The organism is Mesorhizobium sp. LNHC252B00 (assembly GCF_000502955.1).
In the GTDB taxonomy this organism is placed as follows: Bacteria; Pseudomonadota; Alphaproteobacteria; order Rhizobiales; family Rhizobiaceae; genus Mesorhizobium.
On record NZ_AYWO01000003.1, the window covers coordinates 73605 to 94168 of the forward strand.

At 63.4% G+C, this 20564-nt stretch carries 16 protein-coding genes and 1 riboswitch; of the genes, 5 read left to right on the top strand and 11 right to left on the bottom strand.

Going from position 1 to position 20564, the window contains the following annotated elements; translation table 11 throughout:
• Positions 1-13 precede the first annotated feature (13 nt).
• A complete protein-coding gene (locus tag X744_RS164840) occupies positions 14-1015 on the bottom strand; it encodes a hypothetical protein (RefSeq protein ID WP_023757531.1) in 1002 nt (333 codons plus the stop codon).
• Positions 1016-1298: 283 nt separating this feature from the next.
• Positions 1299-1385: riboswitch (glycine riboswitch) on the top strand.
• 149 nt (positions 1386-1534) lie between these two features.
• On the opposite strand from X744_RS164840, the gene gcvT reads away from it, so the two are divergent.
• The 3 genes from gcvT to gcvP are packed head-to-tail and all read left to right on the top strand — an operon-like array spanning position 1535 to position 5838.
• Positions 1535-2635: a glycine cleavage system aminomethyltransferase GcvT gene (gene gcvT / locus X744_RS164835; protein ID WP_023757532.1), complete on the top strand. Its 1101-nt coding sequence runs from the start codon at positions 1535-1537 to the stop codon at positions 2633-2635.
• A gap of 5 nt (positions 2636-2640) precedes the next feature.
• Complete coding sequence (gcvH, locus tag X744_RS164830) at positions 2641-3009, top strand: glycine cleavage system protein GcvH (protein WP_023757533.1); 369 nt, start codon at positions 2641-2643, stop codon at positions 3007-3009.
• Positions 3010-3027: 18 nt separating this feature from the next.
• Positions 3028-5838, top strand: coding sequence for an aminomethyl-transferring glycine dehydrogenase (gcvP, locus tag X744_RS164825; protein ID WP_023757534.1), 2811 nt, complete (start codon positions 3028-3030; stop codon positions 5836-5838).
• On the opposite strand, the gene X744_RS164820 is transcribed toward gcvP, so the two are convergent.
• The 10 genes from X744_RS164820 to cpaB form a co-directional block, all read right to left on the bottom strand.
• A complete protein-coding gene (locus X744_RS164820) occupies positions 5839-7014 on the bottom strand; it encodes a GGDEF domain-containing protein (protein ID WP_023757535.1) in 1176 nt (391 codons plus the stop codon).
• Between the two features lie 253 nt (positions 7015-7267).
• Positions 7268-7738: a hypothetical protein gene (locus tag X744_RS164815; RefSeq protein ID WP_023757536.1), complete on the bottom strand. Its 471-nt coding sequence runs from the start codon at positions 7736-7738 to the stop codon at positions 7268-7270.
• Between the two features lie 144 nt (positions 7739-7882).
• Positions 7883-8710 (bottom strand): hypothetical protein, encoded by an 828-nt coding sequence (locus X744_RS164810; RefSeq protein ID WP_023757537.1) that lies wholly within the window; start codon positions 8708-8710, stop codon positions 7883-7885.
• 78 nt (positions 8711-8788) lie between these two features.
• Positions 8789-9751: a type II secretion system F family protein gene (locus X744_RS164805; protein ID WP_023757538.1), complete on the bottom strand. Its 963-nt coding sequence runs from the start codon at positions 9749-9751 to the stop codon at positions 8789-8791.
• A gap of 1 nt (position 9752) precedes the next feature.
• The gene (locus tag X744_RS164800; RefSeq protein WP_023757539.1) at positions 9753-10718 is read right to left on the bottom strand and encodes a type II secretion system F family protein; all 966 of its coding nucleotides are present in this window, start codon (positions 10716-10718) and stop codon (positions 9753-9755) included.
• A gap of 4 nt (positions 10719-10722) precedes the next feature.
• A complete protein-coding gene (locus tag X744_RS164795; RefSeq protein ID WP_023757540.1) occupies positions 10723-12144 on the bottom strand; it encodes a CpaF family protein in 1422 nt (473 codons plus the stop codon).
• Complete coding sequence (locus X744_RS164790) at positions 12141-13355, bottom strand: response regulator (protein WP_023757541.1); 1215 nt, start codon at positions 13353-13355, stop codon at positions 12141-12143. The genes X744_RS164795 and X744_RS164790 overlap by 4 nt, the downstream gene beginning before the upstream one ends.
• A gap of 30 nt (positions 13356-13385) precedes the next feature.
• On the bottom strand, positions 13386-13658 hold the full coding sequence (locus tag X744_RS164785; protein WP_023757542.1) for a hypothetical protein: 273 nt from the start codon (positions 13656-13658) through the stop codon (positions 13386-13388).
• Positions 13659-13662: 4 nt separating this feature from the next.
• Positions 13663-15054, bottom strand: a complete 1392-nt coding sequence (locus X744_RS164780) for a type II and III secretion system protein family protein (RefSeq protein ID WP_245266455.1) — start codon at positions 15052-15054, stop codon at positions 13663-13665.
• 86 nt (positions 15055-15140) lie between these two features.
• Positions 15141-16064 (bottom strand): Flp pilus assembly protein CpaB, encoded by a 924-nt coding sequence (cpaB, locus tag X744_RS164775; protein ID WP_245266429.1) that lies wholly within the window; start codon positions 16062-16064, stop codon positions 15141-15143.
• 237 nt (positions 16065-16301) lie between these two features.
• Between cpaB and parE the strand changes: the two genes are divergently transcribed.
• Together parE and X744_RS164765 are read left to right on the top strand one after the other, a co-directional pair.
• Positions 16302-18356, top strand: a complete 2055-nt coding sequence (gene parE, locus X744_RS164770; RefSeq protein WP_023757545.1) for a DNA topoisomerase IV subunit B — start codon at positions 16302-16304, stop codon at positions 18354-18356.
• Positions 18357-18401: 45 nt separating this feature from the next.
• On the top strand, positions 18402-20468 hold the full coding sequence (locus X744_RS164765; protein ID WP_023757546.1) for an FUSC family protein: 2067 nt from the start codon (positions 18402-18404) through the stop codon (positions 20466-20468).
• The last annotated feature ends 96 nt before the right edge of the window (positions 20469-20564 follow it).

Below are 20564 nucleotides of genomic sequence, written 5' to 3' on the forward strand. Positions count from 1 at the left end.
AACCCTCAGCACGTCAAGCAACCTTGTCGAGCAACGGCCGCAGCGCCGGATGGATTTCTGGCGATGCCTGCTTGATCAGGGTGAGCAGCGCGCGTTCGTTCTCGTAGAGGGGCCTGTCCAGGCCGATATGCTCGACCAGCCAGCCTGCTTCGCCGGCATCGATCGTCTCGGCGCGGCGAGCAAGCGCCTCGGCCGCCCTGTTCTTGGCTTCCCAATCGGCCTCGATGTCATCAGGGGACCGGTAGGCCTCCATGATGCCGGCGAGGCCGCCGGAGATCATGCGGCTGAAGAAGCCGCCGATTTCCGGATCGGCGTGTTCGAGGAAAGCGTCACGGCGTAGTGCCACATCGCGCGTCGGCGCTTCATAGCCGGCCGAGCACATGACGAAATTGGCGATCGCCTTGACGAACAGCTCGTTCCAGGACGGATCGTTGCTGGCATGGGCGGTGCGCTCGTTGATCTTGAACAGCACTTCTGCCTCGGCGCGCGTGACGGCAATGTTGCCGTCGCCACCGTGCGCATGGAGGATACGGCGCAGCAGTTCGACCTCCGCCTTGGCGATCAGCCCGGGAACCAGCGCATCGCCGAGCATCAGCGGCCCCTTGCCATCGATGACGGCGTGGGCGACCTGTTGCAGCGCATAGACGCAAAGCTGGCCCGGCGACGATCTCGCCTCTTCCAGCACGTGCACCAGCAATTCGAGTTCGGTGCGGCTGTCGACCATGCCGTCGCGCGAGATCGTGCGGATCAGCCAGTCGGCATTGTCCTGCGAAATATAGCCCGACGGCTTCTCCTGGTGGACGATGTAATCGGTGACCGCCTCGATGAAGAAAAGCGGCCATTCCGGGCATTTGTCCTTCGCCGTGGCATCGAGCGCAAACAGCGCCTCGGCTTCGCCGCGCGTCACTACACCGTCGCCGAACACCTCTCGGCGCAACATCGTCACGTCCTCCGTGGCGATGCGGCTTTTCGAGGTCAGCCCCGCCACCGGCGCGCTCATGATCAATTCGCCCATTTGTCGTCCCCGTCCGCCGCCGCCCAATGCCGGCCCCAAAGCGTCATGGCTGCCAAGATATCAGCAGTGTCTTGAAAAACCGGCAAACGGCGTGGTTAGCGAAGACTTGTCGGCGAATGCATGTCGCCCAAGGCGTGCCGCGGGCTTGAGAGAAGGACGACATGCATCAACACAAGCATCTAAAGCGCATCGCCAGCGCGGCGCACTTTAGATGTCGCGGACAGGTGACAAGCCGTCGCGCACAAGCTATGGATGGCACGTCGAGGACTCAGGGTCTGAGTCCTACCTGTTTGCGGGAGAGAGCAGCGAAAGCTGCCGCCGAAGGGGAAATCGCCCGAAATCTCTCAGGCAAAAGAACCGTAGACGGGAAAGACACTCTGGAAAGTCGGGGCTTGCCCCCGCGCCGAAGGTGTAAGCGCCGCTGACAGAGTTCCGGCTGCGCAAGTCTCTCAGGCTTCAGACAGAGGGGCACGGACTGGTCGCCATTCGCGACCGATTGCGTGCGACTCTGGAGATGACATGACGGGCGACGACAGCAAACACCTTCCCCTCGAAGATATCCATGTGGCTGCTGGTGCGCGCTTTGGCGCCTTTGCCGGCTGGTCGATGCCGCTGACCTATCCGGCCGGCGTCATGAAGGAACACCTTCACACCCGCGAACAGGCCGGCCTGTTCGACATCTCGCATATGAAACTGTTCGAGGTCAGCGGGCCGGAGGCGGTTTCACTGCTCAATCGCGCCTGCCCGCTTGACGCCGGCGCGCTCAAAATCTCACAATCCAAACTGTCCTTCTTCCTCAACGAAGCAGGCGGCATTCTGGACGATCTGATCGTCACCAGGCTTGGCGATATCAGGTTCATGGTGGTCGCTAACGCCGGCAATGCCGTCGCCGACGAAAAGCATTTGCGTGCGCTTGCCGCGGATTTCGACGTCAGGGTCGAGGCGCTCGACCGCGTCTTCCTGGCCATCCAGGGTCCTGAAGCCTGGGCGGCCCTTTCCCGAGCCGGCATCGAGACCGGCTCGCTGCTGTTCATGCATGGTGTCGAACCGCGCAGGAACTGGTTCATGAGCCGCTCCGGCTACACCGGCGAGGACGGCTTCGAAATCGGGCTGCCGGAGGCCGATGCGCGCGATCTCGTTGCGAAGCTGCTTGGTGATGAACGCGTGCTGTGGATCGGGCTGGCCGCTCGCGACAGCCTGCGGCTGGAGGCAGGACTCTGCCTGCACGGCCAGGACATCACGCCGGAGATCGACCCCGCGAGCGCCGCACTGATGTGGGCGATCCCGAAGGAGGTTCGCGCGTCCGGCACTTTTATCGGTGCCGATGCGCTCCGCGCCGCCGTGGAACGAGGACCCGCGCAAAAGCGCGTCGGGCTGAAGCCGGAAGGCCGCCAGCCGGTGCGCGCCGGTGCTGCGCTCTTTGACGCCGACGGCAAGCCCGCCGGCCATGTCACGTCGGGCGGGTTTGGCCCGTCAGCCGGCCATCCGGTCGCCATGGGCTATGTCATGGCACCCCTGGCCAAGCCCGGAACACGGGTTTTCGCCGATGTTCGCGGCACGAAGATCCCCGTCGATATCAGCTCCCTGCCCTTCACGCCACATCGCTACCGCAAAGGATAATTTCAATGGCAAAGATCTATTTCACATCAGATCACGAATGGCTCCGCGTCGAGGGCGGCATCGCCACCGTCGGCATCACCGATTACGCGCAGGAACAACTCGGCGATCTCGTCTTCGTCGAACTGCCCGAAACCGGAAAGAAGCTGAGCAAGGGCGATACCGCCGTCGTCGTCGAATCTGTTAAGGCGGCTTCCGATGTCTATGCACCCGTCGACGGCGAGATCACCGAAGCCAACGCCACGCTGTCGTCAGATCCGTCGCTGGTCAACTCGGCGGCAACCGGGGCCGGCTGGCTGTGGAAGATGAAGCTCGCCGACGAAAGCCAGCTCGCCGGCCTCATGGACGAAGCCGCTTACAAAGCCCATATCGGCTGACATCAGGACTCGAAAGACATGACCGCAGCACCCTACCCCTTCTCGGCCCGCCATATCGGCCCCGGCCTCAACGACACCAGAGCGATGCTGGCCGCTATCGGCGTGCCCTCCGTCGAGACCCTGATCAGCCAGTCGGTGCCGAGGTCGATCCGGCTCGACCGGCCGCTCGCTCTGCCGGCACCTGCAAGCGAGGCGGAGGCGCTGGCCGAACTTTCGGCTGTCATGGCAGGGAATACGGTGCTGAAGAGCTTCATCGGCGCCGGCTACCACGGCGTTGATGTGCCGCCGGTGATCCAGCGCAACCTGTTCGAGAACCCGGCCTGGTATACGGCCTACACACCCTATCAGGCCGAGATCAGCCAGGGCCGTCTGGAAATGCTGTTCAACTTCCAGACGCTGGTCACCGAATTGACCGGTCTGCCGGTGGCGTCGGCATCGCTGCTGGACGAGGCGACGGCGGTGGCTGAAGCCGTCGGCATCGCCTTGCGCCACCACCGCGACAAGCGCACCAAGATCGCATTTGCCGGCACGCCGCATCCGCAGACGCTGGACGTGGTGCGCACGCGCGCCGAGCCGCTCAGTATCGAGATCAATGGCGAGACGATCGACGACAACACCGCCGCCCTGCTCGTCTCCTGGCCGGATACGTTTGGGGTCTATGGCGACCACAAGGCAGCGATCGACAAGGCGCGCGCCACTGGCGCCATCGTTGTCTTCATCGCCGACCCGCTCGGCCTGACGCTGACCGATGCGCCGGCCAAGCTTGGCGCCGACATTGCAGTCGGTCCGATGCAGCGCTTTGGCGTGCCGATGGGCTTTGGCGGTCCGCACGCCGCCTACTGCGCCGTCTCCGACAAGTTGACGCGGCTGATGCCAGGCCGCCTTGTCGGCCAGTCCACCGACAGCAAGGGCCGGCCCGGCTACCGGCTTGCCTTGCAGACACGCGAGCAGCATATCCGCCGCGACAAGGCGACGTCCAACATCTGCACTGCTCAGGCGCTGCTCGCCAACATGGCGACCGCTTACGCCATCTGGCACGGCCCCGCCGGGCTGCAGGCGATTGCCGGGCGCATCCATGCGCGAGCCAACCGTCTCGCAAGCGGCCTCGACGCGGCAGGCGTGTCGGTGCTCGGCGCCAGCCGTTTCGACACTGTGACCGTGAAGACCAAGGGCAAGGCGGCGCAGATCGCCACTGCGGCTGAAAAGACCGGCCGGCTGCTGCGCGTCATCGATGCCGACCATGTCGGCATCAGCTTCGACGAAACCTCGACCGATGCCGATCTCGACGCGATCGCGACGCTGTTCGGCGCCAAGGCCGGTCCCTCCGCCGACCGCACGGTGCCCGGCAAGCCGCGTGGCAAGGAGTTTCTGACCCAGCCTGTTTTCCATGAAAACAAGTCGGAAACCGAGATGATGCGCTTCCTGCGCCGGCTGGCCGACAAGGATCTGGCGCTCGATCGCGCCATGATTCCGCTCGGGTCCTGCACCATGAAGCTCAACGCTGCCGCGGAGATGATGCCGGTGAGTTGGCCAAGCATCGCCAATTTGCATCCCTTCGCGCCGGCCGCGCACTCGGCCGGCTATCGTGCCATGATCGCCGAACTGGAAGGCTGGCTGTCGGAGATCACCGGCTTCGACGCCGTCACCTTGCAGCCCAACGCCGGCAGCCAGGGCGAATATGCCGGCCTGCTCGCCATTCGCGGCTATCACCGCTCACGCGGCGACAATCACCGCACCGTCTGCCTGATCCCCTCGTCGGCGCATGGCACCAACCCGGCAAGTGCTGCGATGGCCGGCATGAGCGTCGTCGTCGTGCGCTGCACCGATGATGGCAACATCGACATGGACGACTTGAAGGCCAAGGCGGCCGAGCACGCGCCAAATCTCGCCGCGCTGATGTTCACCTATCCCTCGACGCATGGCGTGTTCGAGGAAGGCGCGCGTGATCTCTGCGCGCTGATCCATGAGCATGGCGGCCAGGTCTATTTCGACGGCGCCAACCTCAATGCGCTGGTTGGGCTTGCCCGTCCAGGCGACATCGGTGCCGACGTCTGCCACATGAACCTGCATAAGACCTTCTGCATTCCGCATGGCGGCGGCGGGCCCGGCGTCGGCCCGATCGGCGTCAAGGCGCATCTGAAGCCGTATTTGCCCGGCCATGTCACCGAAGGCTCGGGCCATGCCGTTTCCGCTGCTCCCTTCGGCAGCGCCTCGATCCTGCCGATCACCTGGATGTATATCCGCATGATGGGCGCGTCGGGCCTCAAGCAAGCGACTGAAACGGCGATTTTGTCCGCCAACTACATCGCGACGCGGCTCGATGCGCATTTCCCGGTGCTCTACAAAGGCAGCCAGGGGCGCGTCGCGCATGAATGCATCCTCGACACCCGCGTGCTCAAGGACGGCGCCGGCATCAGTGTCGATGACATCGCCAAGCGCTTGATCGACTATGGTTTTCACGCGCCGACCATGTCGTTCCCGGTCGCCGGCACGCTGATGGTGGAGCCAACCGAGTCCGAGCCCAAGTGCGAACTCGACCGCTTCTGCGAGGCGATGATCGCCATTTCAGGAGAAGCCGCGAAAGTGGCCAGGGGCGAATGGCCTTTGACGGACAATCCGCTGGTCAACGCACCGCACACCGCCGCCGAGGCGCTGGCCGGCCAGTGGACCCATCCCTATTCGCGCCTGGAGGCGGCCTATCCGGCTGGCGACGCCGACAAGGCGGCCAAATACTGGCCACCGGTGTCACGCATCGACAATGTCGCCGGCGACCGCAACCTGGTCTGCTCGTGCCCGCCCCTGTCGGATTATCTGGGCGCGGCGGAATAATTAAGCGGAGCGCAAGGCCGGCTCGACCGGGTCGGCCTTGCCTAGTGCCGCCCGACCGATGACGCAATTTCGACCGGCGCGCTTGGCGGAATAGAGCGCCGCGTCGGCTTCGGCAAGCACGTCATCGAGGGTGCGGCCGCTTACCTCGCCAAAGCCGAGGCCGCCGCTGACCGTGCTGCGCAACTTGCCGAGTTGGGTGGCGACGATCTCGGTGCCGAACGCCACACAGATCTTGCTGGCGAGGTCATGGGCCTTCTCTTCCGTCATTCGCGACATGACGACGGCGAATTCCTCGCCACCCAGGCGAAAGGCGTCGACGCCGGTCCTGGCATATTTCTTGATCACCGCGGCGAAGCGGCACAGGACCTGGTCCCCTACCGGGTGACCATAGACATCGTTCGTCCGCTTGAAATGATCGAGGTCGAACATGACGACGGACATGAACGGACCGAAACTCCGCTCGCCGTAGAGTGACGTTAACGCCCGGCGGTTCATCAACCCCGTCAGCGGGTCGGTCATGGTCTCGGCCTTCAGCTCGATCTGCGCCTGCAGATGGTGGAGCGAGAGCGTCAAGGCACCGAGTCCGGTCATGCAGGCCACGGCCACGACGGAATTCAGCCGTTCGGCCCAGTTGTCGGGCGCGACCGCGAGCGTCCATTGCCCTTTGGTCAGCAGAACCACGCCGCAAAGCGCAAACGAAACCGCGCAGGTGCCGCTCAGAAACGAAACCACAAGCAGGATCCGGCGATCATGGCTGCCGTTGATCCAGAACATGGCGCCGATCGCCGACAGGAGCGCCGTCACCGTGGTGTAGGTGACGATGAAGCCGACGCCGTCAAGGCCCAGGAAGGTGACGGCGGCACAGACAGCCATGGCGGCAAGCGCCGGCGCAACGGCACGTCTGTAGCCGGGCACGCCCAGATATTGCATGGCCGACACGCAAATGATCAGGAAACCCAGGCTGAGCAACGCAAGCACGATCTGGCAAAGTAGTGGATCGGGATCCTTGGTGTATTGCCAGAACAGGACCACATGCGCGACGAGCACCAGAATGCCGCACGCCACCGTCAGCACGAAGCCTGCCTTGGGCGCGGTGAACCAGATCGCAAACATGGTGACGCTAAGGCAGATGCCCGACAGCGCGGCTGCGAGCAGGAGCGAACTGAAGTCCAGCATATCGGGCGAAGGCCTCTCGAGCGTCGGCGGGTTGCGCTGTATTCTAGGTTAGCCGCAGCTCTCAGACATGGTTTTCAGCCGATCTTTCGACGCAACCTGCCGATAGGGTTTACAAAGCGTCGATGCCTTATGTCCCGAAACCGGACCCCTACAGCAATTCCAGGAAAAGTGTGAAACGGTTTTCCCGGGAAAAGCGTGTAGCGCTTTCCCTCGGGAATTGCGTCAAGACAAAGAGTAGGAAGCAACGACCAGATCAACCCTTGTTCAGCAAGGCCAGATTGGCGTTGACGACCGTGGTATCCGTCATGCCCGCCTTCGCTTCGAGCAGCAACGCCTTGGCCATCTTGCGATTGCCGCGCAGCAGTTGCGAATAGCCCATGTTGTTGACGATCTGTGGCTTGCGGCCTGCGACTTTCAAAAGCTGGCCGTAGGCGCGATCGGCGAAGTCGAAGCGGCCGAGTTCATCATAGGAAGCGGCGAGCCCCATCCAGGCCTCCGCATCGTCCGCCTTCAACTCGACGGCCTTGCGAAAGTGCTTTTCGGCGAGGCCGTAATTGGCGTCACGAAACTGCGCCTTGCCTTGCGCCAGATCGGAGGTGTCGATGTCCTTTGCCGCCGGTTGGATAGCGGTGGTCTTGGTGGTATCGACGCCACCCGTCGTACAGCCAGACATCATCAAGACGGCCGCCATGGCGGCCATTGCCGTGAAGTTATTGCGACGCATGCCCCTGCCTCATCGCCCGATTTGCCGGGTCGTTCTCCAGGAAACAAACTACATTAGCGGCAATTAAACTTCGGTGCCAAAATGCCGCTAAAATTTGGTTTCGAGCACACGAGCCATTAACCACCCAGGCATAAGTGGAAGGCTTCACGGCTCCAAGGCTTTGAGCCCCTCGGGAAACTGGTAGCGACTGCCGTCATAGCGCAGCCGGTAGGTGCGCTTCACGGACTTGCCGGGATGAGACTGGCACTCACCATTCTCATCGGCGGACCAATTGTCCATATCCACCCGCTCGACCACGGTGATGTCGTGATAGCCATGGTGGCTTGCCGGGCTCATCGCCAGGCTGACCTGGCTCGACTGAAAGGATCCCGCGCAACTGCCGTCGCCTTCGCCGCCAAAGCCGGCCACGTCGATGCCGTCGAGCACCAGGCGCAGGGCATCGCCGGCGAGGGCATAGAGCCGCAGGTCGGTTTCCCTGAAGGGATTGGGCTGCGAACGGTTTGCCATTTCGATGCGCAGGCCGAAGGCGCCGACATCGGGCGCCAGCCTGTAGCGGCCGGTATCGAATTCGATCTTGCGGATGTCGATGGCATCATCGGTGATCAGCCCTGGCTGGAGCAAGCGCTGGCGCACCTCCAGGCTGTTCCTGTCGACGACCAGAAGCTCGATATCGCCGACATGCCCGTCGTCGCGCGATTGGGCGCTGTCGGTAAGCGGCACCGCGACCAAGAGCAGGTCGTCATGGGCGGGCCAGATCTTGCAGACCAGGCCAAATGGCGCGTCGCTATCCGTCAGGGCGATGCTGATATGGGGTTCGAGCGTGAACGAGGCGCCGTCGGCGCTCTTTTGAGCCTTGGGATAGGCCTGCTGCACCAGTGCGGCGGCATCGCCGCAATCGTCGGCGAAGGCCAAGGCGGGCGACAAGCCGGCGGCGACAAGACCGAGAAAGAGGGTGCGCAGCAGAATTCGCATGGGCTTCTCACGTTGCGGCGTCGAGTTCGGTAGAGTAACCGGTGGTCAGCCCCTCGCTAGGGCTCCCGTGAGCACTCGCTAGTGCGCCGTCATTTTGACGATGACTGGAATGGCTGCAATCATCAACACCACCGGCAGGATGCACACCACCACCGGAACCGACATCTTGGCCGGCAACGCATGTGCCTTTTCCTCGGCCAGCGACATGCGCTTGTGGCGCATGTCGTCGGAAAAGACGCGCAGCGCCCCAGACAGGCTGGTGCCGAGTTCCTTGGACTGTTGCAGCAGCGTCGCGAAGGAACGCACCTCGTCCAGGCTGAGGCGATCGGCGAGTGCCTTCAGCGCATCGTCAAGGCTGCGCCCGGCCCGCAGTTCCAGCGACACCAGCTGCAGGTTTTGGCTAAGCGCGGGGTAGGTCTTGGCGAGTTCCTTCGAGACGCGCTCGATGCCGGCCTCCATGCTCATGCCGGCATCCGAGCAGACGATCATCAGGTCCATGAAATCGGGAAAGCCGTTGCGGTACTCACGCCTGCGTTCCCGCACTTTCTGGCTCAGCACCAGGCCGGGCAGGAAATAGCCGGCCGCTCCTGACAGGATGACGAATGTCCAGCGGCTGGCCATCGTCGCGTCGGGGCTCGCCATCCACCGGTTGAGCACGAACACGCCGATTGCCGTGCCGACCATCGCGGTGAACCGGATCAGGAAGAACATGCCGACAGCGCGCGGCTCCATATATCCCGCCTGGATAAGCTTCATGCGCAGCCGGGCGACATTTTCCGGATCGCTCCTGGCGTAGAATTCCTGCGCCCTCTTAACCGCCTTCTCGCGCACGACGCCGGTATTCTTCTTCTGCACCGGCTCGGGTTTCGCGGCGACGGGACCGTCATCGACCTTGAGCCGGCGCTTGACCTCGTTGCGATCGCCCTTCGCCGCCATCATCGGCCAGGCGAACGCGGCAGCACCCGCGGCCAGCAGCAGGACGGCCACCGGCATCAACGAGGTCGGCGCAAGCGAGGCGAGGAATTCGACAAAGCCCTGCATGTCAGAACTTGAAATTCGACATCTTGAACATCATCAGATTGCCGAGCATCAGCCAGGTGATCGAGCCCCCCATCAGGTACCATGTCTTTGGCACGTCCCAGACGTCGCGGTAGAAGCCCGGCATCAGCGCCATGATGGCGGTAAACAGCAATACCGGGACCGCCGTCAGGATGTAGGCCGACATCCGGCCCTCTGTCGCGATGGCGCGCACCTTGCGGCGCAGCTTGCCGCGCTCCCGGATCGTCGTCGCCAAGCCATCGAGGATCTCGCGCAGATTGCCGCCCGAACTGGTCTGGATCGAGACGGCGGTGACGAACAGCGGCAGATCCTCCTGACCGACCCGGTCGAAGAGCGAGTTCAGCGCCGACACCAGATCGGAGCCATAAGTCACTTCGTCGGCGATGACGCCGAATTCGGAGCCGATCGGGTCCGGCATCTCGCGCGCCACCATGGCGATCGCCACCGGCACCGGGTGGCCGGCCTTCAGACCACGCGTGATCAGCTCCAGTGCCTCCGGCAGCTGTACGCCGAACCGCTTCAGCCGCCGCTTGCGCTTGAAACGCAGCGTCAGCACCGGCAGAATCGGCACAAGCATCACAAACAGCACAAGCCCCATCAGCGGCGGCAAGCCGTACCAGATGGCGACCAAGGCCATGGCCATCGCCACGCCGCAGGTAATCATCAGGAATTTCGGCACCGGCATGATCATGCCCGACTGGATTCGCAACGCGCGGAACCGGTCCGGCGAAAACAGCGGCGTGCCCGCTTCAAGGCCGCGCTCCTTGCGCAGCTGGACGAGCACCTGCTCCTGGCTGATCTTGTTTTCCTGCAGTTTCATGCGCCGGTTGATGGCTGTGCGCTTATCGCTGCGGACGGCATAAAGCAGGTAGCAGGCCTCGGCGATCAGGATGCCGGTCAGGGCTGCCGCGGCATAGACGACATAAATCGCGCTGAATCCGTCGAACACTTGGCTACTCCTGCGGCCGGCCGGGTTCGAAATATCGTCCGGGGAACTCGATGCCCATCGCCCGCAAATCCTCGAGGAATCGCGGCCGGATGCCGGTCGCCTCGTAGTGGCCGAGAATCCTGCCGTCGGCCTCCATGCCGGTGCGCACGAAGCGGAATATCTCCTGCATCTGGATGACGTCGCCTTCCATGCCGGTCACCTCGGCAACGCTGGTCACCTTGCGCTTGCCGTCGGACAGGCGCGTCAGCTGGACGATCAGGTCGAGCGCGCTGGCGATCTGGCTGCGGATCGACTGCACCGTCATCGGCATGCCGGTCATGCCAAGCATCTGCTCAAGCCGCGAAATGGCGTCGCGCGGCGTGTTGGCATGGATGGTCGCCATCGAGCCTTCGTGGCCGGTGTTCATCGCTTGCAGCATGTCGAAGGCCTCCTCGCCGCGGCACTCGCCGAGGATGACGCGGTCCGGACGCATGCGCAGCGCGTTCTTGACCAGGTCGCGCTGCTTCAGCTCGCCATGGCCTTCGATGTTGGCAGGGCGTGTCTCCATGCGCGCGACATGCGGTTGCTGCAGCTGGAGTTCGGCCGCGTCCTCGATGGTGATCAGGCGCTCATCTTCCGGTATGAAGGCCGACAGCGCATTGAGCATGGTCGTCTTGCCGGTGCCGGTGCCGCCCGAAATGATCGTCGTCTTGCGGGCATGCACGGCCGCCGCCAACACTTCGGCCATGTTCTGTGTGATGGCGCCGAATTCGACCAGTTTGTGCAGGCCGAGCTTGTTCTTGGAGAATTTTCGGATCGAGACCAGCGGCCCGTCGACCGCAACCGGACGAATGGCCGCATTGAAACGCGAGCCGTCCAGCATGCGTGCATCGACCATCGGCTGCGATTCGTCGACGCGACGCCCGACCGCGGCGACGATCTTGTTGACGATGCGCAAGAGATGCGCCTCATCCTTGAACGGAATGTGGACCGGCTGCAGCTTGCCCTTCTTTTCGACAAAGCAGTTCAGGTGACCGTTGATCAGGATGTCGTTGATGTCGGGGTCCTTGAGCAGTGGCTCGAGCGGACCGAGGCCGACCATCTCGTCGACGATGTCGTCAACCAGCGCGTCAAGCTCGACGGTATTGATCGCCATCCGCTCCTGTTTGATCTTTTCCGACACGAAATCATGCACTTGCCGGCGCATCTCACCCTTGGGCAAACGCTCCAGCGCGACAAGATTGATCTCCTCGAGCAGCAGCCTGTGGATACGCACGCGCGCATCGAGCACCTTGTTGGCATTCTTTGCGGGCGCTGCTTCAGGCTTGGCCGGCAATGCCTTTCGGCTCGTCGGAATGACGACGGCATGATGGGCGACCGTCATCGGCTCGGGCGCGCGCTGCGGACGTGAATCGCGGTTCTGCAGGGTGGAAAAGCGGCTGGTCATCCGGCCTTCCTCTTCAGCAATCCACGGCCCATGCCAAACAGCGAGCGCGATTTTGCCCGGGTTGGGATTGCCTCCTCCGGCAGGATGATCTTCTTCAAATCGTTGATGACATTGGCGTTCGGATCGATCTCGTGCAACGGCACGCCGCGATCGACCGCCTCGCGCACCAGCCGGTAGTTGTTGGCGATGCCACCGACGAAATGCTCGCCCAGAATTTCCTGGACGTCCGCTTGCTTGATGCCGTTGTCGAACATCTTCTGTTCGAAACGGTTGACGATGACGTTTGGCTTCACTTCCTTCCCGGCGGTCTCGTAGACCGCCTGGATCAGCCGCTGTGTGTGGCGCAGGCACGGCACCGTCATTTCCGCGACGATGTAGAGCTTGTTGGAACCGAGCAGCACGGTCTCGGTCCATGGAAACCAGGTGCGCGGCATATCGATGACGACATTGTCGAAATAGGCGGAGACGAGATCGAGCATGCGCACCACGACATCGGTCTTGAACGAGCGCATTTCCGATGGATGCGTGGGGGCAGCCAGCACGCAGAGTCCGCTCGCATGCTTGGACAGCATCACATCCAGCAGTTGCCGGTCGAGGCGTTCGGGCTGGTTCTCGATCTCGGTGATGTCGAATCGCGGTTCGAGGTCGAGATATTCGGCACAGGCGCCCTGCTGAAAATTGAGGTCCACCACGCAGGTCGACGCGCCCCGCGTGACCGAGTGATGCAGCTGGAAGGCGGTTTGCAGCGCCAGCGTCGTGGTGCCGACGCCGCCGGCGGCCGGCATGAAGGTGTAGATCTGCGATTCGGTGTTTTCCTCGCGCCCGGGGCCTTGCAGCGCCCGCACCACGGAGCGCACGAGATCGGCGGTCGTGATCGGCTTGACCAGAAAATCCGCGACCTTGAGCTGCACCAGAATGCGCACCGCGGCCGCGTTGAACTCCTGGGTGACGACGACGACCGGCACCTTGTCTTCCAGCCGGCGCATGATGCGCTGCAGCGACTCGACCTCCTCCAGCTTTGCCGCGTCCATGTCGACGATGATGGCACCGAAGTCGGCTTCCTGGATTTCGCCGCGCAGCTCGGTGACGTGCTTCTCCACTGTCGAGAGATGGATGACCTCGGAGGCCGCGAACGCGGTTCGGGTGTCCTGCACAAAGGTCCTGTCGGTCGATACGAGCAGGATCTTCCTGGTCTTGATGCCGTTTGCCATTCTGTCAGCCTGTCAGGTCGTCGCGTTGGGTCAGTTGGTTGTGCCGCTCTGCGACGCCTTCGCATCGGCCGCCTGATCGGGTGTAGCGGGGGGGTCGACGTTGCCTCTCTGGGCGGGCACCTTAAGCCTGGTGTTCTGGACCCCATATTTCCAGGGATCGACCATCTGCATGACAGTGTTGGCGGCCTGCGCCTCGCCGGCTCCCGTCGTCGGCCCCTCGCTGCGCACATAGTCGTCGCTGGTGCAGCCAGCGGCAAGGCCGGCCAGCAGCAAGGCGATACTCGATCTCAGGGCCAGACGCATGGCTTCAGTCCTTCGGCAGGTCGAGGAAATGCCCCGCGGAAGCGGACGCAGCAGGTTGGGTGACACGGCCGTCGGCCAGCGCCACGGTGCGACCGGTATCGGAGCCCTTCACTTCTTCGGTGTTGTTGAGGAAATAATCGGCGTTGCTGGCCGGCTGCGTGCCGTCGGTCGGTTCCACGAGCTTCTTCGACGGATCGACCGGCTTGACCAGATAGGGAGTGACGATGATGACCAGGTCGGTCTCGCGCCGCTGATAGGATTTCGACGAGAACAGCGCCCCAAGCACCGGCATCTTGCCGAGGCCCGGAATGCGCGACGTGGTGATGTCGTTCTGCGACTGCAGCAATCCGGCGATCATGAAGCTCTGGCCGTTCTTCAGGTCGACCGACGTCCTGGCGCGGCGCACGATGAAACCAGGCACTGCAATGTTGCCTATGTTGTAGGACGCGGACGCGTCGATCGAGGAGACTTCCGGCGCGATGTCCAGGCTGACCAGCCCGTCCTTCAGCACGGTCGGTGTGAAATCCAGGCTGACGCCGTATTTCTTGTAGCTGACCGAGATTTTGCCGTTGTCCTCGGAGACCGGGATCGGGAATTCGCCGCCGGCGAGGAAGCTCGCCGTCTGGCCGGAACGGGCGATCAAATTCGGCTCGGCCAACCGCCGCGCCAAGCCGCGTTCTTCCAGCGCCTTGATGGCGATATCGATCGACACGCCGTTCGACAACAGCCGTCCGATGATCTCGCCGGTGCCGGCGGTCGGCACGGTACCCGGATCGATCGTCACATCACGGCCACCAAGGCCATAGGCAAAATTGGCTGCGTATTTGGCGCCCAGATCCTGGCCCGCCTGGCGGTTGATCTCGACGAAGCGGACATTGAGCTGGACCTGCTGCGACGACGAGATATTGACCGAGTTGATCACCTCTTCGGCGCCGGAAAAGCGCGTCGCGATCTTGTTTGCCTTGTCGGCGGCGACTGCGTCATCCGCCTCGCCCGACAGCACGACACGACCATTGGCCGAGCCGACCTTGATCCTGGCATCCGGCACGCTGGCGCGGATGGTGCTGGCCAGTTGGTCGGTGTCGAGCGTCACCTCGATGTCGACGGTGCCGACAAGCTGCTTCTTTTCGTCGAACAGGGCGATGCCCGTGGTGCCGAGATTGTTGCCCAGCACATAGAAGGATTTATCGGTCAGCGGATTGACGTTGGCGATGTCCGGATCGCCGATGACGATCTGGTAGAAGGCGGCACTGGTCATGATCGTCTTCGGCTTGCCCTTGGCAACCTTGATGGACGCATTCTTGGTCGACGACACATAGACGATGTCGTTGTCCGCCCTTGCCGAGGTGCCGAAGGCCAGCATCGCGGCGGCAGCCAACGAAGCCGCGACAGCCATGGTGCGCAAAACGCGCAACCGCCCCGCGACCCGAAATGTAATCAACGCCAACATCGTCCCGTTCCTCGCCCAGTCCCCACTGGCTTCTATTTTTGGTCCCGCGAAGGAACCTGGTATTCCTCGGCCTTTGTGCCGCGCGTCACGATGACGGTCTTGAACTTCGGTTTCTCCGGCTCTTTCACCACGGCATCGAACAGCGAACCGGCAGCAGCCTGCACGTTCGAGGCGACCGATCCGCCGAACGAAGAGATGGTGGTGACGCCGCCCTTGCCGTCGCCACCTTCGCTGGCCGAGCGCAGCGACAGCGACAGCGTGCCGACAGTGCGGGCCAGCGCCACTTTCTGCGCGCCGTCAGTCGTCACCTCGATGGTCACCGAATTGGAAATCTGCGGTGTCGTCTGGCGCTCATCGGCACCCTGCCCGACGCTCAGCACCTTGGCATCGGCAACGACGATCTCGGAGGTGACCGTCGACCCGGCCGCTCCCTGTGCGTTCTTGGCCACTTCCTGGATTTCGCCGGCGTCGCGCGTCAGCACGACATCGACACGGTCGCCCGGCGTGACGAAGCCGCCGACACCGGCAATCTCGTCGGTGCGGATCGTCACAGCCCGCATCCCGGGCGTCATCATATTCGAAAGCGTCGCGCGGCCGTTTGGCCCCGACAGCTTGGTCAGCAGCAACGGTTCGTTGACCTCGATCGGCGACAGCACCACGCGGCTGCCCTCGCCGAGCAAACCATCTATGGTGGCGAAGGCGCCCTGCGGCAGGGAATCCTGCGGCCATGGGATTTCGCTGAGCTTGGTGCGGTCGAGTTCCATGCCATAGCGCAACGGGGCATTCGCCACCACGATGGTCTTGAATGCGACCTTAGGGGCGACGGGTGCTGCGATCGACGCCGTCTTTTCGGAATCGGCCTTGGCTTGACTCTTGACCCAGAAATCCGCGGCAAAGATCGAGATCGCGCCGAAAACGGCGGCGATGCCGATCATCGATATGGCCTTGCCCCTCACGCCGAAACCCCTGATGCCCGCAGTTTCTTGTTTTGTTGGGCTCACGCTAGGCGGCATTGTTAAAGAATCAGGAATCTTGCGCGGACGCATTTGACCTATTTCCGCCGGCTTGGTTATCGAATGGTTTTGGGGTAAGAGGGGCCGAATCCCCGAACGGAACAGGAACCTCGGTCGCTTGGCGCTGAAAAGCGTGGCAGTATCGCGAGGTGATTCGCAGCACCGGACCCTATGGCAGGCATGGACGACAGCAACGATCTTTTCGGCAATATGGACAAGCAGCCGCCGCCGGTTCGCACACCAGCGCGCCCGGCGGATCCGCTGGTGCAAGCAACGAAGCGTCCTGCCGCGATAAAGGACGGCAGCGAGGGCTATAGCGCCGCCGACATCGAGGTGCTGGAAGGGCTGGAGCCGGTGCGCCGCCGGCCAGGCATGTATATCGGCGGCACCGACGACAAGGCGATGCACCATCTGTTCGCCGAGGTCATCGACAATTCGATGGACGAAGCGGTTGCCGGCCATGCCACCTTCATCGATGTCGAACTCTCGGCCGATGGTTATCTCGCCGTCACCGACAATGGCCGAGGCATTCCGGTCGATCCGCATCCGAAGTTCAAGAAGCCTGCGCTCGAAGTGATCATGACGACGCTGCATTCGGGCGGCAAGTTCGACTCGAAGGTCTACGAAACATCCGGCGGCCTGCATGGCGTCGGCGTTTCCGTGGTCAACGCGCTGTCGGACCATCTCGAGGTCGAAGTCGCGCGAGGCCGCCAACTCTATCGCCAGCGCTTCTCGCGCGGCGTTCCGGTAACCGGCCTCGAGCAGTTGGGCGAGGTTCACAACCGGCGCGGCACAAAAATCCGCTTTCACCCTGATGAGCAGATTTTCGGCAAGGGCGCGGCATTCGAACCGGCACGGCTCTACCGCATGACGCGCTCGAAGGCCTACCTGTTCGGCGGCGTCGAGATCCGCTGGACCTGCGATCCGTCGCTGATCAAGGAAAAGGACCAGACGCCGGCCAAGGCGGAGTTCCATTTTCCCGGCGGCCTGAAGGACTATCTCAAGGCATCGCTCGGCGACGATTTCCAGGTGACGCGCGAAATCTTTGCCGGCAAGAGCGAGAAGCAAGGCGGCCATGGCTCGCTCGAATGGGCGGTGACCTGGTTCGGTGGCGACGGCTTCATCAATTCCTACTGCAACACAATCCCAACCGGTGAAGGCGGCACACATGAGGCCGGCTTCCGCAATGTGCTGACGCGGGGCCTGCGCGCTTATGCCGATCTCGTCGGCAACAAACGCGCATCCATCGTCACCTCGGAGGACGTCATGATCTCGGCGGCGGGCATGCTGTCGGTGTTCATCCGCGAGCCGGAATTCGTCGGCCAGACAAAGGACAGGCTGGCGACGATAGAGGCGATTCGGATTGTCGAGACCGCCATCCGCGATCCGTTCGATCATTGGCTGGCCGACAATCCGCAGGAAGCATCGAAGCTGCTCGAATGGGTAATCGCGCGCGCCGACGAACGGGTGCGCCGGCGCCAGGAAAAGGAAGTTTCGCGCAAGAGCGCGGTGCGCAAATTGCGGCTGCCCGGCAAGCTCGCCGACTGCACGCAGAATGCCGCGGCCGGTGCCGAACTCTTCATCGTCGAAGGTGACTCGGCGGGCGGCTCGGCCAAGCAGGCGCGCGACCGCGCCAGCCAGGCGGTGCTGCCACTGCGCGGCAAGATCCTCAACGTCGCCAGCGCCGGCAACGACAAGCTTGCCGGCAACCAGCAGATTTCGGACCTGATCCAGGCGCTCGGCTGCGGTACGCGGTCGAAATATCGCGACGAGGATTTGCGCTACGACCGGGTCATCATCATGACCGACGCCGACGTCGACGGCGCCCACATAGCTTCGCTTCTGATCACCTTCTTCTACCAGGAAATGCCGGCGCTGGTGCGTGGCGGCCACCTTTATCTGGCGGTGCCGCCGCTTTACTCGATCAGGCAAGGCGGCAAGGTCGCCTATGCCCGGGACGACGCGCACAAGGACGAGCTGCTGCGCACCGAGTTCACCGGGCGCGGCAAGGTCGAGCTAGGCCGCTTCAAGGGTCTGGGCGAGATGATGGCCGCGCAGCTCAAGGAAACCACCATGGACCCGAAAAAGCGCACGCTGCTTCGGATCGATGTGATCGACGCCGAGGCAGCGACCAAGGATGCCGTCGATGCGTTGATGGGCACCAAGCCGGAAGCGCGCTTCCGCTTCATCCAGGAACGCGCCGAATTCGCCGAAACGGAAGTGCTGGATATCTAGCCTCCCGCCGGTCCATAACAAGGCTCCAGTTTCGGAGACGTGCATGTGACCTGGAGGCGGCTGAAAGATCATTTCGAGACCAGTTTCGCCGCGCTAACGCAACCGACGCGTTCGGATTGGATTTTCGCCCTGCGCACTGTTTCGGCCGGCCTGATCGCGCTGCTGGCCGCCTATGCGTTGAAGCTCGACCACCCGCAATGGGCCATGATGACGGTGTTCATCGTCGCCCAGCCGGTTGCCGGCATGGTGCTGGCGAAGGGCTTCTACCGATTGCTCGGCACGCTGGTCGGCGGCATGGCTGCGATAAGCATCACCACGGTGTTCGGCACCGGCCCCTGGGTATTGGTGACGGTGCTTGCCCTTTGGATCGGCATCTGCACCTTCGTCTCGTCGCTGCTGCGCAATCCCGAAGCCTATGGCGCCGCCCTTGCCGGCTACACCGCGATGATCATCGGCCTGCCCGCCTTCGGACAGCCGCACCTCGTCGTCGACCTCGCGGTCGCGAGATGCGCCGAGATCGTGCTCGGCATTATCTGCGCCGGCCTGACCAGCCGGCTGATCTTGCCAAAGCTGGCCAGCAACGCCATCGTCTCGCGGCTGAAACGCTGCATTCTCGATCTTGCGACTTACGCCGGCGGCGCGTTCTCCGGCGGCGATCCTGCAACGCTGTCCGGCCTGCACCGAAAGCTGGTCGCCGACACCCAGACGCTCGGCGAGATGCGCGCCTATGCCAGGCTGGAAGCGCCGAGCTTTGCGCCGCGCTCCCATCCGGTCCGACGCACCATCGGACAGCTGCTCTCGGCCCTCTCGGCGGCACGCGCGCTGCATTCGCACGCTGCCCCTAAGAACGCCGCACTCATCCCGGTGCGATCGGAATTGCACGCCCTTGTCAGCGAACTGGCTGCGAAACCCGGCGCGCTGGACGACACCGCGCCCTGGATGACGCGACTTGACGCCATTTCAGCCAAGGCCCGGCAAATGCCCGATGCCCCGACCGATCAGGGCGACGACTGGGTCGGCACCATCACCCGCCTTACTATCGCCGCCGATTTCGCCGAGGCGTTCAAGCAGGTGCTGCGCGGCCTCGATGCCTTGCGCGCGCCCGCCACGCGCCCGGTCCGGGGCAGCAGGCAGCCCGCGCTGGTGGTGCATCGCGACTACTCCGGCGCATCGCGCAATGCCGTGCGCGCTGCCTTGGCCACCTTGCTGGTCGCCGCCTTCTGGCTGACGACGAAATGGTCGGAAGCGGCCGGCACGGTCATTCTCGTTGCCGTCGTATCCAGCCTGTTTGCGGCCCGTCCCGACCCTGTGCAGGTCGCCTGGGGGTTCTTCAAGGGAACGTTGCTCGCTTTGCCCTTTGCCTTTCTTGTCGGCCAGATCGCGTTGCCCGCCTTGCCCGGCTTCGGCTGGTTCATGCTGTTTGTCGTGCCGATCCTGGTGCCCACGGCGCTGGCGATGGCCAATCCACGCTATGTCGGCGTGGCGACGGCCTTCGCCATCAACTTCCTCGCCTTCCTCAGTCCGCATCAGGCGATGACCTACGATCCCGGCCCCTTCTTCGCCGGTTCGGCATCGATCCTGGTCGGCATTCTGCTGGCGATCGGCGTCTTCATCGTCGTGTTGCCCGCCGATCCGTGGCTCGCGGCCAACCGCATCGTGCGCGCCATGCGCGAGGATTTGGCGCGGCTTTGCCTGCATGAGCGTGTGCCGAGGCGCTCGGCCTTCGAGAGCCTCGCCTATGATCGCATCAACCAGTTGATGCCTCTGGTGCAGAATGCCGGCAGCAGGGGCGATGCTGTCTTAGGCGGCGGCGTCGCCGCCGTCACCGTCGGCTTGGAGATCCTCCGGCTGCGCGGAGCAAGCCAAAGCCATGCCATCCCATCGGAGACCGCGGTTTCGATCACCAACTTCCTGCGGGCGCTGGCGCGCGAACTGCTCTTTCGCGCCCTCGGCGATCCGCAGACGTCGACCGTCGCCGTCGCCCGCCAATATGCGGCAAACATCGCCCAGCGAAACGGCACCGGCGAATTGCTGCAGATAGCGGTATCGCTGCGCATCATCGCCGCGGCGATGGAGGATTTCCCGGATTTCTTCACGAAGGGTCAAAACTAGCGTGCCCAAGTGTGTCGAGATTCGGTCAGGCCGAGCCGAGAATGGCGGGTTCCGAGAACCGGAGCGGAGCGTACTTTTGTGAGCACCGGAAGCGCA